Source organism: Chloroflexota bacterium, from assembly GCA_014360805.1.
Classification (GTDB): Bacteria; Chloroflexota; Anaerolineae; order DTLA01; family DTLA01; genus DTLA01.
Genome location: JACIWU010000072.1, coordinates 1 through 15264, shown reverse-complemented (window position 1 = coordinate 15264; position 15264 = coordinate 1). Strand labels below are relative to the sequence as shown.

Here is a 15264-nt window from a genome sequence, read left to right as displayed (position 1 = left end):
AACGTGAGGGGGTCGGATCGTGTGGGGACAGGCGAATCCGTCCCCTCTCTCGCCGGGAGAGGGCCAGGGTGAGGTTGGCATCACCGCGCGGGGCTAAACCCCCGCGCTTGTTTGACGAACTGTCATCTCCTGCGGCGGGTTTTGTCATCGCGAATTCATCTACGGGCGCTACAATGAAGTGCAAGACCCCCGTGCTACCTGTTTGCGCCAGACCAAAACCCTTCTTCCCAGGGAGCCCGCGGGGCACCAAAAGGGCCACGTCCGCACAAAGGCGTGGCCCTTTTGCTTGACGCGCCCCTGTGCTGTGCTATACTTCGCTCAGTCTCTGTACACTCAAGCACGGCTGCCCATGCGATGCCAAGTTCACTCTATGGGAGAGGGAGTATGACACGCGAGACCAAGGACGCCCGCCTGCAATTCCCCGACGGTTTCCTCTGGGGCACTTCCACCTCCTCCCATCAGGTGGAAGGCAACAACGACAACAACGACTGGTGGGATTGGGAACAGGTCCCCGGCCACATCCACGACGGCTCCAAATCGGGCCTTGCCTGCGACCAGTGGAACCGGTACGAGCAGGACCTTGACCTGGCGAAGGCGCTGAACAACAACGCCCACCGGTTTTCGCTGGAGTGGAGCCGCATTGAGCCGGCCGAGGGGCAGTGGAGCGCCGAGGCGATTGCCCACTACCGCCGCGTGCTGGAGGCGCTGCGCGAGCGGGGCCTGGAGCCGTTGGTAACGCTGTACCACTTCACCCTGCCGCGCTGGCTGGCGGCCAAAGGCGGCTGGGAGAACCCGCAGACCGTGGACCTGTTCCGCCGCTACGCCGCTAAAGTGGCCGACGAACTGGGGTCGCTGGCCCACTACTGGGCCACCATCAACGAGCCGGTGATCCTGGCGCTCATGAGTTACATCATGGGCCAGTGGCCGCCGGGCAAGAAGAGTTTCCGCACGGCGATGCGGGTGCTGCGCCACCTGATGCGCGGCCACGCCCTGGCCTATCGGGAACTGCACGCTCGGATCGCCGAGCCCCCGATGGTGAGTTTCGTGCATTACATGCGGCCTTTTGACCCCTGGAACCCGCGCTCGCCACTGGATCGGTTCGTGGCGGGCGTGCTGGACTGGCTGATGAATGGCGTGGCGCTGTCGGCGGCGATGGACGGCGTCTTCCGTCCGCCCATCGGCCGATGGGATCGGATGCCCGAGGCGGTCAACTGCCTGGACTACATCGGCATTGACTACTACGGGCGCGACATGGTGGCCTTTGACCTGCGCCAGCCGGGGATGTTCTTCGCGCGGCGCTTCCCCATGCCCGGGGCCGAATACAGCATGGACGGCTGGGGCGAGGTCTGCCCCGACGGGCTGTACCGCCTGCTCATGCGGTTGAGCCGATACGGCAAGCCCATCATCGTTACCGAGACGGGCATCCCCGACAACACTGACGCGCAGCGCCCGCGCTTCCTCATCACCCACACGGCGGCCGTGCACCGGGCCATCCGCGAGGGCGCGCCGGTCAAGGGGTTCTTCCACTGGTCGCTGCTGGACAACTTTGAATGGGCCGAGGGATACGCGGCCAGGTTTGGCCTTTACCACACGAACTTTGAGACCCAGGAGCGGACGCTGAAGCGCAGCGGCGAGGTCTATCGCGACATCTGCGCAGCCAACGCCATCACCAAGGAGATCGTCCTGCAGTACGCTCCGGAGGTCGCGGGTCAGGTGTTCGGATAACTCGGCGAGAGCGGCCGCGCCAGGGGAGCGCGGCCTGCGAACTTTCAGCAAAGGGAGGCAGTGCGATGAGAACCCTGAAGAAGGTCCTGCTGGGTATCCTGGCATTCCTGGTCGTACTGGCGGCGGTCATCGGCGGGGGCGGGGTGTATCTTGTGCGGCGCAACTTCCCGCAGACGAGCGACACGCTCACCGTCCCCGGCTTGCAGGCCGAGGTGCGCGTCCTGCGCGACGAGTGGGGCATCCCCCACATCTACGCGCAGAACAACCACGACCTGTTCTTCGCCCAGGGATACGTCCACGCCCAGGACCGCATGTGGCAGATGGAGTTCTGGCGGCGCATCGGTATGGGGCGGCTGGCCGAAATCCTGGGCAAGAGCGCCCTGGAATCCGACAAGTTCCTGCGCACCATGGGGTTCGACCGCATCGCCGAAGAGGAACTGCGGCGGATGGATTCCCAGACGCGCGAAATCCTGCAGGCCTACGCCGATGGGGTAACGGCCTACATCCAGCAGCGCAAAGGCCGGCTGGGCATTGAGTTCACACTGCTGGGGTTGACGGGCGCGAAGTTTGAGCCGGAGCCTTGGACCCCGGTCCACACGCTGACATGGGCGAAGGTGATGGCCTACGATCTGGGCGGCAACATGGATTCGGAGATCATGCGCGCGGTCGTGCTCAAGAAGTTCGGCGCGGACGCCGTGCAACAGTTGCTGCCCGCCTACAGGCCCGATCACCCGGTCATCGTCCCCACAGGCGTGGCATGGCAGGATGTGGACACGTCGCTGCTGGCGGTGCTGGATGATGTCAACCGCTTCGCGGGCCGCGAGGTGCTGGGCACGGGCAGCAACAACTGGGTCGTCGCGGGCAGCAGGACCACCACCGGCATGCCGCTCCTGGCCAACGACCCGCACCTGGCCATCCAGATGCCGTCCATCTGGTACGAGATCGGCCTGCACGGCGGCGATTTTGACGTGGTGGGGTCATCGTTCCCGGGCGCGCCGGGCGTCATCATCGGCCACAACCGCTACATCGCCTGGGGCGTTACCAACCTGGGGCCTGATACGCAGGATTTGTTCGTGGAGAAGATCAACCCCAACAACCCGAATCAGTACGAGTTCAAGGGCGAGTGGCGCGACATGCAGGTCATCCAGGAAGAAATCCGCGTGGCCGGACAGAGCGAGCCGGTGAGTCTGACCGTGCGGATCACACACCACGGCCCCATTGTCAACGACGTGATGGGGCCGCTGCCCACGGGCACGGCCCTGCGGTGGACGGCGCTGGAGCCGAACACGCTGTTCCGCGCCGTGATCAAACTGGACCTGGCGCGCAACTGGGATGAGTTCCGCGATGCGCTGCGCGACTGGGACATCGCCGGCCAGAACTTCGTGTACGCGGATGTGCAGGGCAACATCGGCTATCAGTCCACCGGCAAGTGGCCCATCCGCGCCAAAGGCGACGGGCTGATGCCCGTCCCGGGCCACACCGGAGAGTACGAATGGCTGGGCTACGTCCCGTTTGAGGAAATGCCCTACCTGTTCAATCCGAGCCAGGGATTCGTGGTTACGGCGAATCACGCCGTGGTGGATGAGAAGTACCCGTACCTGGTGTCGCTGGAGTGGGGCAGCGGCTACCGCGCGGCGCGCATCACGGAGATGATCCAGGCCAAGGCCAAACTGTCGGTGGAGGACATGCAGGCCATGCATGCCGACACCCTGTCGCTGGGGGCGAAAGAGGTGCTGCCGTACTTCCTGAACCTGAAGCCCCAGGCCCAGGAGTTGCGCCAGGCGCTGGAGATTCTGCGCGGGTGGGACTACCGATTTGACAAGGACAGCGCCGGCGCGGCCATTTTCGGGGCGGCGCTGCTTCACCTAGTACGCGACACGTACCTGGACGAGATGGGTGCCAACATCCTCAAGCAGTACTTCGGCGCCACGTCCATGACGACGGTGGCCATGGTCCGCGGGCTGGAAGACCCCAACTGGCCCTGGTTTGACGACAAGCGCACGGGGCAGGTGGAGACGCGCGACGACATCCTGCTCCGCGCCCTCAAGCACGCCGTGGACGATCTCACCAAGCGCCTGGGGCCGGACATGCCGCACTGGAAGTGGGGCAACGTGCACACGGCCACCTTCCGCAATCAGTCGCTGGGTAAGTCGGGCATCGCGCCGATAGAGGCGCTCCTGAACCGCGGGCCGGTGCCCGTGAACGGGGCCGCGGAAGTCGTGAACAACACGCCGTTCAGCGTGATACGCCCTTACGGCGTTACAGTGCTGCCGTCGTACCGCCAGGTCATAGATGTCGCGGATTTCACCCGGTCCCAGTCCATGCACACGACCGGCCAGTCGGGGCACACGTACCACAAACACTATGACGACATGGTCCTGTACTGGCGCGACGTGAAGTATCATCCCATGTTGTGGGCCCGCGAGCAGGTGGAGAAGGCCGCGGTGGACACCCTGATTCTCAAACCGTGAATCTTTGCAACCCGTGAGGAGACGCTGTGGAAGCCGACCTACTTATCGTCAACGCAAGCGAATTGCTGACCCTGGTGTCGGGGGGAAGCCCCCGGCGCGGGCCGGACATGAACGACCTGGGCCTCATCCCCTGGGGCGCGGTGGCCATCCGCGATGGTCTCATCGTGTCCGTTGGCCCCACCGACGAACTCCGGCGCACCGTCCACGCCGAGCGGACACTGGACGCGGGCGGGCGCGTGGTCATGCCCGGATTCGTGGACCCGCATACGCACCTGGTGTACGCGGGCCACCGCGCCGACGAGTTTGAGATGCGGTTGCAGGGCGCTTCGTACATGGAGATCATGGCGGCGGGTGGCGGCATCATGAATACCGTGCGCGCCACCCGCGCCGCATCGGTGGACGACCTGGTGCGCGAGTCCATGCCTCGCCTGCGCCGAATGCTGGAGCACGGCACCACAACCGCCGAGGCCAAGACCGGCTACGGGCTGACCACCGCCGACGAGATCAAGATGTTGCACGCCATTGCGGCGCTGAACTGCGCGCAGCCCGTGGAACTGGTGCCCACGTTCCTGGGCGCGCACGCCATCCCCGCCGAGTACAAGGGCGACGCCGAGGGGTTCGTGCGCCTGGTAGCGGACGAGATGCTGCCGGCGGTGGCGGCGCTGCCCGCCGAATCGCGCCCGCGCTTCTGCGATGTGTTCTGCGAAGATGGGGCTTTCACGCTGGAGCAGAGCCGCCGCATCCTGGAGCGAGCAAAGGGGTTGGGGCTTGGCCTCAAGATTCACGTGGACGAGTTCAAGGCGCTGGGCGGCACGGCCCTGGCCGTGGAACTGGGCGCGGTGTCGGCGGACCACCTGGTGGCCACGCCGGAGGACGAGGTGCGACTGCTGGCGCAGTCGGACGTCATCGCCGTGTCGCTCCCCGGGACGCCCTTCGGCCTGGGGCATCGCGAGTACACGCCGGCCCGCGCGCTTGTGGCCCAGGGGGGCGCGCTGGCCCTGGCCACAGACCTGAACCCGGGCACGTGTCCCTGCGAGTCCATGCAGTTCATCATCGCCCTGGCGTGCCGGGCCATGCGGCTGACGCCTGCCGAGGCCATTGTCGCCGCCACAATCAACGCGGCCCACGCCATCGGCATGGGCCACCGAGTCGGCAGCCTGGAAGCGGGCAAGCAGGCCGACATCCTCATCATGGATGTGCCCACGTATCGGATGCTGGCGTACCGCTTCGGAACGAACATGGTGCGGGTGGTGATAAAGCGGGGGACGGTTTGTTTGGGGGCGGGCGACGAGCAGTGATATGATGACCATGCCAGGCGCGGGCATGCCGTCCTAGTCCCGCGCTGGCCGCGGGGAGGTGAACATATTCCGCGGGTTTCTACGCACCCAGGCACAGGCCCTACAGTGCCACACCAATGTGCAGGTGGCGGGCCTCGTCGGTTGCAACCTGCTGTTCAACATCGTCGCCAACTCCAGTTTCAAACTCTCCGCGGCCAGTTCCAACTGGCGCGGGTTCCTGGCGTGGCAGGTAGTCGGGAACCTAGCCGGGCTGGCCACGGTCCTCACCCTCACGTGGCTGCTCAAGTTTCTCCCGCTGCATGTGGCCTATCCGGTTACGGTGGGGCTGGCCATCATCGGCGTGCAGGTCGTGGGCGCGGCGCTGCTGTTCCACGAGGGCATCGCAGCCCGCCAGTGGGTGGGGACGCTGCTGGTGGCCGCGGGCATCTTTTTGATCGGAGGGCGATAGGCCGCGATTCTTCTGGGGTGGTGGCCCATCCGCTCTCTTTGCTCCTGGAACCCGCTCTGTTCTTCAATCCCCTCCTCGCTACCAGACGCGCCCGCCGGTATTTGCAAGTGTTTGGTTGTCCATAAGCCCAACTTGACGTGTAGGGCACTTTGTGATATGATAGGCAAGGTCGTGATGGTTTTCCCAATCGTGCATGCAAAGGGGCGTGCGGGGAGAATGGACTCCGAATGCTGGTGCTACGTCGCTCACGTCGCAGCAAGGTGCCATCGCGTGGCAAGGTCCACCTCGCAGTGAGCCTTGCCCTTTTTCATAGGGGCTTCCTGTCCGGGGGGTGAAAGCGTGAAGTTGAGAGACATCATCCGAGTGGTGGAAGGCAGGGTGCTCACCGAAGGCGTCAACCTGGACATGGAGATTTCGTGCGCTGCTGGCGCCGACCTCATGAGCGACGTTCTGGCCTTCGCCAAACCCAACGCGCTGCTCCTGACTGGCCTCGTCAACCCCCAAGTCGTGCGCACGGCCGAAATGGCCGACATCGCTGCCATCGTGTTTGTCCGGGGCAAACTACCCGGCCCCGAAACCATAGCCCTGGCGAAAGAAAAAGGCATCCCGCTCATCGCTGCGCCCTACACCATGTTTGAAATGTGCGGCAGACTCTACGAGGCCGGGATGGCCAGTTGCGACCTGGACTCCAAACAGGGGTAACGCACCGCATCGGGAGCGCTCGTGTCGCAGGTCCCTCAGATCACAAGGATACAGGAACTTATCTACGAACTGCCGATAGAGCGGGTGATGACCAAGAACGTCATCACCGTGGCTCCCGATACGACCATGAGCGAACTCAAGGAGATCCTCAGGATCAACCGCATATCGGGCACGCCGGTGCTGGAAGGCGGCCGGCTCGTCGGGATTGTCTCCATTGAGGATCTCATCAAGGCGCTGGAGAAGGGCGACATTCACGCGCCCGTGCGGGAGCGGATGGCTACGCGCATCATCACGGTGCAGGCCAGAGAGTCCGTGGTGGAGGCGGTGAAGAAATTCGCCCAGTACAAGGTGGGGCGGCTGCCGGTCGTCAACGAGCACGGGGACCTGGTGGGCATCCTGACCGGCGGCGACATCACCCGCGGGCTGCTGGAAGCCATCGGGCTGGACTATCACGCGGAGGAGATCAGTCGCTACCGCGCCCGGCACATCTTTGAGGACATCGTATCGGACCGGACCGGGCTGATCCTGCGCTATCGCATCAAGGCGCGGGACTTCAGCGGCGGCGGCGGCGCGTCCAGCAAGATCAAGCGGGCGCTGGATCGTCTGGGGGCTCCGCCCATGATCCAGAGACGGGTGGCCATCGCCGCCTACGAAGCCGAGATGAACCTGATCATTCACACGGACAACGGAGGCGAACTCATCGCGGAAATCCAGCCGGAAGTCATCCGCATCGTTGCGACGGACAACGGCCCGGGCATCCCGGACATTGAGCAGGCCATGCAGCCCGGGTTCTCCACCGCGCCGAACTGGATTCGCGAGTTGGGATTTGGCGCCGGCATGGGCCTGGCCAACATCAAAAAGTGCTCCGACTCCATGAAGTTGGAGTCGCAGGTGGGCGTGGGCACGCGGCTGGAAATCGTCATCAAAGTGTCGCCTGTCATCAGCAGCGGTAATTCCGTAAGCGAGCCCGCTGCAAGCGACGGCAAGGAGAAACCGTGATCACCCTATCGGAAATCGTGCGGAAACTCTCTCTGGAAGTGGCGGGGAGCGAGGGGAACCTGGAGCGGCGCGTTGTAGCCGGATATGCGTCGGACCTGCTCAGTTGCGCCATGAACCGCGCCAAGAAGGACTACGTCTGGGTTACGCTGCAATCGCACGCCAACGTGGTCGCGGTGGCGAGCCTATTGGACCTGGCCGCGGTCATCATCACCGAGGGCAATCGGCCCGACGAGGAGACCCTCGCACGCGCGCAACAGGAAGGCGTCAGCCTGCTGCTCACACCCAAGACGACGTTCACCGTCGTGGGCGAATTGTCCGCCCTGGGCGTGCGCGGCGAGCCGGAACCGTCGTCGTAGCCGCAGACCTTATGCTGCGACCGTTTCTCGCAGACTTGCACATTCACACGGTGCTTTCGGCGTGCGCCGAGGTGGAGATGATCCCGCCGCTCATCGTCAGGCGCGCGTGTCGCCTGGGCCTGGGGATCATCGCGGTTACCGATCACAACGCCTGCGCCAACGCCGAGGCCGTCATCCGCGCAGCCGACGGGACCGGCCTGGCCGTGCTCCCTGGCATGGAACTCCAGACCCGCGAGGAAGTCCACCTCCTGTGCCTGTTTGACACGGTGGAGCAGTGCGGGCAGTGGCAGGAAGAGGTCTGGCGTGCGCTGCCGCCGCTAGCCAACCGCGAGGAGTTCTTCGGGCCGCAGTATGTGGTGGACGCGGAGGGCGAATGGGTGCGCACCGAGGAGCGCCTGCTGGCGGCGTCGGCCGACATCGGCCTGGAGCGGGCCGTCGCGCGGGTGCACGCGCTGGGGGGGCTGGCGATACCGGCGCACGTGGACCGGCCGTCCTTCAGCCTGCTGGCGAACCTGGGCATGGTGCCGGCGAACCTCGGCGCCGACGCGCTGGAGGTTACGGCCAGGTTTCAGCCGGAGGCGGGCTTCTCGCAGTGGCCCGAATTGCGGGCCTGGCCCCTTGTGGTCAACGGAGATGCCCATAGGCTGAGCGAGATTCGGAATCGCACCCTGTTCAAAGTGGCTGCGCCGACCGTTTACGAACTTTCCCTGGCTCTTCGGGGCGTGGAGGGCCGGAAAGTAGCAGTGGACTGGCACCCAACCCAATCGTAGAACAAGGAGGAAAGTCGTATGAGCCAACCTGAAACCCTGGACTTGGCGCCGCTGGACGAGGTCATTGACGAATTCGCCGGAGCCAAAGGGGCCCTGATTCCAATCTTGCAGCGGGCTCAGGAGATTTTCGGCTACCTTCCGCCAGAGGTGCTCAAACACATTGCGGAGCGCACCCGCACACCGCTCAGCCAAGTGTATGGCGTCGTAACGTTCTATGCCCAGTTCTACCTCACGCGGCGCGGGAAGTACATCATCCGCCAGTGCGACGGGACCGCGTGCCATGTGCGCGGCGCGGCCAAGATCATTGACGCCGTGGAGCGCGAGTTAGGCATCCGCGCGGGCGAGACGTCGCCCGACTACAAGTACACGTTTGAAGTGGTCTATTGTCTGGGTTCCTGCGGATTGTCGCCGGTGGCGGTCATCAACGAGAAGGTGCATGGCCGCCTGACGCCCGAGGAGATGATCCGCACGATCCGTGAGTTGAAGTAGGCGTGCGAGAACTTTCCCTTCATGTGCTGGATGTGATGGAGAACGCCGTAGAGGCAGGCGCAACGCGCATTGAGGTGCGCATTGACGAGGACTTGGGAGCGGACCGATTGGTCATTGAGGTTGCCGACAACGGGCGCGGGATGAGCAAGGAGATGACGCAGCGCGCGCTGGACCCCTTCTTCACCACGCGGGAGACCCGCCACGTGGGGTTGGGGCTTCCCCTGTTCGCCGCGGCCGCCCAACGCTGTGACGGCGACCTGACGATTGAGTCGGAGCCGGGCCGGGGGACGCGCGTGAGGGCCACGTTTCGGCATAGCCACCTAGACCGCGCCCCGCTCGGCGACATGCCGTCTGCTCTCATGGCGATTCTCCTGTCGGGGCGCCCTGTTGATGTGGCGTACACGCACCGGGTCGGCGAAGCCGAGTTCTCCTTTGACTCGGCAGACGTGCGGCGCGAACTGGGAGACATCCCGCTGACACATCCGGCCGTGCGGCAATGGCTGTGGCAGACGCTGCGTGAAGGGGAAGAAAGCCTGCACGCCCACCGATCCCAACAGTCGTAAACCGTATGACGCAAGGATAACTGGCAAAGCGAGGAGGTGGCAGAATGCCCAAGATCAAAAGCCTGGAGGAACTCAAGAGAATCCGCGAGGAGGCCCAGAAGGACCTCAGGGTCCGCACCGAAACGGGCACCCGCATCATCATCGGCATGGGCACGTGCGGGATCGCCGCGGGCGCCCGCGATGTCATGCACGCCATCCTGAAGGAACTGGAACGGCGGGATATTGAGGCCCACGTGGAGACGGTGGGCTGCATCGGCATGTGCGCGAAGGAGCCCCTGGTGGACATTGAGCAGGCGGGCAAGCCCAGGGTTACCTACGCCAACGTAACCCCCGACATGGTGCCGCGCCTGATTGAGGAGCACCTCGTGCACGGCCACGTCGTCCAGGAATGGGCGCTGGGCCGCCTGGATTCCAAAGGAATCCAGTAGGAACAGCGGATTCTGAGACCGAATGAGAACCACCCATGCGTACACTGTAGACTGAAGACAAGGAGGAACCCGATATGGCCGAACCATTCTATAGGGCCAACGTGCTGGTATGCGGCGGGACCGGATGCACGGCCTCCGGATCGGTGGAGGTCATGACGGCCATGGAGGCGGAGATCAAGCGCCGCGGCCTGCAGGACGAGGTGCGACTGGTGCACACCGGCTGCCGCGGATTCTGCGCCATGGGGCCTGTGATGATCATCTACCCCGAAGGCATCTTCTACTGCCAGGTGCAGGCCAGCGATGTGCCCACCATCGTGGAGGAAACGCTGGTCAAGGGGCGCGTGGTCAAGCGGCTCACGTACACCGAGCCTGAAACGCATAAGGCCCTGCCGTTCTACAAAGAGATTCCGTTCTACAGCAAGCAGATTCGCATCGCCTTGCGCAACTGCGGCATGATTGACCCCGAGAAGATAGAGGAGTACATCGCACGTGGCGGGTACGAAGCCCTGTCCAAGGCCCTCACCAGCATGACCCGCGAAGAGGTCATTGAGGAGGTTAAGCGGTCTGGGCTGCGCGGTCGCGGCGGCGCGGGGTTCTTAACCGGCGTCAAGTGGGAGTTCACCGCCAAGGCCCCCGGCGATGTCAAGTACGTGGTCTGCAACGCCGACGAGGGCGACCCGGGCGCGTTCATGGACCGCTCCATCCTGGAGGGCGACCCCCACAGCGTCATTGAGGGCATGATCATCTGCGGGTACGCCGTGGGCGCGAAGGAGGGGTACATCTACTGCCGCGCCGAGTACCCGCTGGCCATCAAGCGGCTGAAGACGGCCATCGCCCAGGCCGAGGAGTATGGGCTGCTCGGCGACAACATCATGGGCACCGACTTCAGTTTCCATCTGCACATCAAGGAAGGCGCGGGCGCGTTCGTCTGCGGCGAGGAGACCGCGCTCATCGCCTCCATTGAGGGGCGCCGCGGCGAGCCTCGCCCGAGGCCACCGTTCCCCGCCGTGTCGGGCCTCTGGGGCAAGCCGACGAACCTGAACAACGTCAAGAGTTACGCCAACATCCCGCAGATCATCGTCAACGGAGCCGAATGGTTCAGCAGCATCGGCGCCAAGCGCAGCCCGGGCACGGCCATCTTCGCCCTCACCGGCAAGGTGAACAACACCGGCCTGGTGGAGGTGCCCATGGGCATCACCCTGGGCGAGATCATCTTTGACATCGGCGGCGGCATCCCCAGGGGCAAGAAGTTCAAAGCCGTGCAGACCGGCGGCCCGCTTGGCGGGTGCATCCCGGCCCAGCACCTCAACGTCAAGGTGGACTTTGACTCGCTCAAGGAAGTGGGCGCGGTCATGGGTTCGGGCGGCATGATCGTCGTGGACGAAGACACCTGCATGGTGGAGTTCTCCAAGTTCTTCCTGACCTTCGCCCAGGCGGAATCGTGCGGCAAGTGCGTGCCCTGCCGCGTCGGCGGCAAGCGGATGCTGGAAATCCTGACGCGCATTACCGAGGGCAACGGCAAACTGGAAGACCTGGACACCATCCGCGAAATCGCCAAGGGGATGGAGACCGGCGCCCTGTGCGCCCTGGGCCAGTTGACGCCCGGCCCCGTGATGGCCGCCCTGCGCTATTTTGAGGACGAGTTCCGCGCGCACATCCTGGACAAGGAATGCCCCGCCGGAACGTGCAAGGCGCTGGTGCGCGCGCGCTGCATCAACGCCTGCCCGTCGGAGGTGGATGTGCCTGCCTTCGTGGCGCTGACCGCGCAGGGGCGCTACCAAGAGGCGCTGGACATTCACCGCGAGCGCAACCCGTTCCCGCTCATCTGCGGGCGCGTGTGCCCGGCCTTCTGCGAGCAGAAGTGCCGCCGCGGCGACGTGGACGAGCCGGTGGCGTTGCGCCAGGTGAAGCGGTTCATGGCCGACCAGGAGAAGGATCACCCGTGGACGCCGCCGAAGAAGGAAGGCCCCAAGGACAAGAAAGTGGCCGTCATCGGCGCAGGCCCCGCCGGGCTGACGGCGGCGCTGCGCCTGGCCCAGTTGGGCTATCCGGTAACCGTCTTTGAGAAGTTGCCCGTGGCAGGCGGCATGATGGCGGTCGGCATCCCCGAGTACCGACTCCCGCGCGACATCCTGAACATTGAGATTGAGAACATCAAGCGGGCGGGGGTGGAGATTCGCCTGAACCAGGAGATGGGCCGCGACTTCACTATGGACGACCTGATGAACGGCATGGGCTACAGCGCCGTCGTGCTGGCCATCGGCACGCACAAGAGCCGCAAACTGGGCATCCCCAACGAGGACCTGCCCGGCGTGTACCACGGCGTCAACTTCCTGAAGGATGTGGCCCTGGGCAAGAAGCCGGACGTGAAGGGCAAGCGGGTGGCCGTCGTGGGCGGCGGCGCGGTAGCCGTGGACGCGGCGCGCACAGCCCTGCGCCTGGGCGCGAGCAAAGTGCACCTCATCTACCGCCGCACGCGAGGCGAGATGCCCGCGTGGGAGGACGAGGTCCACGCCGCGGCGCTGGAGGGCATCCAGTTCCACTTCCTGACCAACCCCGTGCGGGTCATCGGCACCGATCACGTTACGGGCGTGGAGTTGCAGGCGCAGCAACTGGGCGAGTTTGACGCCAGCGGCCGCCGCAAGCCCGTCCCGATTGAGGGTTCCGAGTTCGTGCTGGATGTGGACCTGCTGATTCCGGCCATCGGGCAGGCGCTGGCCGTGGAGTGCCTGGATTCCTGCGGCGACATCAGTTTCAACCGCGATGGCACCATCACCACCGGGCCCGACCTGGCGACAACCCGCGAGGGCGTGTTCGCGGCGGGCGACGCGGCGCTGGGGCCCGCGACTGTCGTGGAGGCCGTGGCGCAAGGCAACAAGGTGGCCGTGGCCGTGGACGCGTACCTCAAGGGCCAGAAGGTGGAGCGGCCCAAGTACGTAACGCCCTACCACGAGGTGCCGCAGATGTTCAACATGGACGACTACGCCGAGGCCAAGCGGCCCGAAATGCCCGAACTGCCCGTGGAGCAGCGGGTCCGCTCCTTTGACGAGGTGGAACTCGGGTTTGACGAAAAGACCGCCCGCGAGGAATGCAAGCGGTGCCTGCGGTGCGACCTGGAATGGCTGGAGTCCATGGGCCTTCTAGCCGTTACGCAGTCCGATAAGGACGCCGTTGCCGCGCAGACGCGGGCGTAATTCTCACGCGATGCACAGAAAGGAGGCGATTTGCCCGATGGCAACCGTCAACATCAAAATCAACGGAAAGCCGATTCAAGCGCGACCGGGCATCACTGTGCTGGACGCAGCGAAAGAGGCGGGGATTGATATCCCCACCCTTTGCCACCACCCTGCTCTGGCGAACATCGGCGCGTGCCGCCTCTGCCTGGTTGAGGTGGCCAAGCAGCGCACGTTGCAACCCGCGTGTACGTTCCCCATCTCCGAAGGGATGGAGGTGGAGACCGAATCGCCCAAGGCGGTGGAGGCGCGCAAGTTCGTCCTGGAGATGCTCTTCTCCGAGCGCAACCACTACTGTATGTACTGCGAGATGAGCGGCGATTGCGAACTCCAGGCGATGGCGTACCGGTACGGGCTGGACCACTGGACCTACCCCACGCCCTTCCCGAAGATGCCGGTGGATGGCACGCGCAAGTACTTCATCATGGATCACAACCGCTGCATCCTGTGCCGGCGCTGCATTCGGGCGTGCTCGGACCTGGTGGCCAACCACACGCTGGGCGTCCGCTTCCGCGGGGCCAAGACCATGATCAGCGCCGACATGGATGTTCCGTTCGGCGAATCCAGTTGCGTCTCGTGCGGGACGTGTCTGCAGGTGTGCCCCACCGGCGCGCTCATTGACCGCAAGAGCGCGTACATGGGCCGCGAGGTCCATGTGGAGCGTACGGCCAGCGCGTGCACATTCTGCAGCGTGGGCTGCGGCACAAGCATCGTTACCCGCGCCGGCCGCGTGCTTCGCGTGGAGGGCGACTGGGATGCCCCCAACCAGGGCGTGCTGTGCGTGGCGGGCCGCTTTGAGCCGCTCTACGACACGCGCGAACGTCTCACGTCGCCCATGCTCCGCAAGGGCAATGCCCTCGTGCCCGTCTCGTGGGATGAGGCGCTGGATGTCCTCGTTGCGCGGGCGAAAGGGAATAACGGCAAGAAGACCGCCGCCTACGCCACCAGCAACGCGCTGAACGACACGCTCGGCGCGTTCCTCACGGTCTTCCAGGGCAAGGTACACGCCACGGTCGGCGTGCTGGAGCCGACCCTGGAGGAACTGGACCTGCCGGCGGGCGGAACTCTGGCCGATGTGGACGTGGCCGACTGCATCCTTGTGGCCGGCGGCGACCCGCTCGCCGATCATCGGGTGCTCGGCTACCGCGTCAAGCGCGCGCTGGACAAGGGGGCGCGCCTCCTGGTGGTGGCCGACGGAGCCAACGGAATGCTCCCCTTCGCGCATAGGAAGTTCCCCATGGCCGAACTTGCGGAGGCCGTGAAGATATGCCAGGGGAGCGTCGCGCCCGTGGTCATCTACGGCAGCCAACTGGACAGGGCCGATGCGCGCAAACTGGCGGCGCTCACCGGCAAGGCCCGATTCATCCCGTTGTTCCCGGGTGTCAACGGCCACAGGGCCAGGCAACTGGGGCTGAAAGACGGCCTACGCGCCAATAGGGCCAAGGTGCTCTACCTGCTGCTGGGAGACAAAGAACTGCCCGAGGGTGCGGTAAAGGAAGCGCGGCGAGCCGCATTCCTGGTCGTGCATGCGGCCTACAAGAGCGCGGCCGCAGAGACCGCCGACCTGGTGCTGCCGGCGCCCCTCTGGTACGAGCAGGAAGGCGCCTTCACCGCGCTGGATGGGCGCAAAGCGGTGGTCAGGCCGGCTGTGCCCAGGCCCGCGGACGTTCTCACCGAGGCCGAGGTGCTCGCACGGCTGGCGGAAAGACTGTAGTGGCCGACCTCGTGCGGGGTTGGCGGCGCTGATCCCGCACGAGAGGTAGACTTCAAGGAGGATAATCC

General features: G+C 65.0%; 13 protein-coding genes. All 13 read left to right on the top strand.

The genetic code is table 11. The features are described 5' to 3' along the window. The first annotated feature begins 384 nt into the window (after window positions 1-384). Window positions 385-1725 (top strand): glycoside hydrolase family 1 protein, encoded by a 1341-nt coding sequence (locus tag H5T65_11340; protein ID MBC7259828.1) that lies wholly within the window; start codon window positions 385-387, stop codon window positions 1723-1725. Window positions 1726-1790: 65 nt separating this feature from the next. Further along, window positions 1791-4196: a penicillin acylase family protein gene (locus H5T65_11335; GenBank protein ID MBC7259827.1), complete on the top strand. Its 2406-nt coding sequence runs from the start codon at window positions 1791-1793 to the stop codon at window positions 4194-4196. Window positions 4197-4222: 26 nt separating this feature from the next. Beyond that, window positions 4223-5494 (top strand): imidazolonepropionase, encoded by a 1272-nt coding sequence (locus tag H5T65_11330; protein MBC7259826.1) that lies wholly within the window; start codon window positions 4223-4225, stop codon window positions 5492-5494. A 58-nt stretch (window positions 5495-5552) separates the two neighbouring features. Next, window positions 5553-5942, top strand: coding sequence for a hypothetical protein (locus H5T65_11325; protein MBC7259825.1), 390 nt, complete (start codon window positions 5553-5555; stop codon window positions 5940-5942). 339 nt (window positions 5943-6281) lie between these two features. After that, window positions 6282-6644: a hypothetical protein gene (locus H5T65_11320; protein ID MBC7259824.1), complete on the top strand. Its 363-nt coding sequence runs from the start codon at window positions 6282-6284 to the stop codon at window positions 6642-6644. A gap of 21 nt (window positions 6645-6665) precedes the next feature. Next, entirely contained in the window at window positions 6666-7643 is a 978-nt protein-coding gene (locus tag H5T65_11315) for a CBS domain-containing protein (GenBank protein ID MBC7259823.1), read from the top strand. Then, complete coding sequence (locus tag H5T65_11310) at window positions 7643-7999, top strand: serine kinase (protein ID MBC7259822.1); 357 nt, start codon at window positions 7643-7645, stop codon at window positions 7997-7999. The genes H5T65_11315 and H5T65_11310 overlap by 1 nt, the downstream gene beginning before the upstream one ends. An 11-nt stretch (window positions 8000-8010) precedes the next feature. Then, the gene (locus H5T65_11305) at window positions 8011-8769 is read left to right on the top strand and encodes a PHP domain-containing protein (GenBank protein MBC7259821.1); all 759 of its coding nucleotides are present in this window, start codon (window positions 8011-8013) and stop codon (window positions 8767-8769) included. A gap of 18 nt (window positions 8770-8787) precedes the next feature. Continuing rightward, the gene (locus tag H5T65_11300) at window positions 8788-9258 is read left to right on the top strand and encodes an NAD(P)H-dependent oxidoreductase subunit E (GenBank protein ID MBC7259820.1); all 471 of its coding nucleotides are present in this window, start codon (window positions 8788-8790) and stop codon (window positions 9256-9258) included. 2 nt (window positions 9259-9260) lie between these two features. After that, the gene (locus tag H5T65_11295; protein MBC7259819.1) at window positions 9261-9821 is read left to right on the top strand and encodes an ATP-binding protein; all 561 of its coding nucleotides are present in this window, start codon (window positions 9261-9263) and stop codon (window positions 9819-9821) included. 44 nt (window positions 9822-9865) lie between these two features. Continuing rightward, the gene (locus H5T65_11290; GenBank protein ID MBC7259818.1) at window positions 9866-10249 is read left to right on the top strand and encodes a (2Fe-2S) ferredoxin domain-containing protein; all 384 of its coding nucleotides are present in this window, start codon (window positions 9866-9868) and stop codon (window positions 10247-10249) included. Between the two features lie 74 nt (window positions 10250-10323). After that, window positions 10324-13443, top strand: coding sequence for an NADH-quinone oxidoreductase subunit NuoF (nuoF, locus tag H5T65_11285; protein ID MBC7259817.1), 3120 nt, complete (start codon window positions 10324-10326; stop codon window positions 13441-13443). 37 nt (window positions 13444-13480) lie between these two features. Then, window positions 13481-15196, top strand: coding sequence for a (2Fe-2S)-binding protein (locus tag H5T65_11280; GenBank protein MBC7259816.1), 1716 nt, complete (start codon window positions 13481-13483; stop codon window positions 15194-15196). Window positions 15197-15264: the final 68 nt, after the last annotated feature.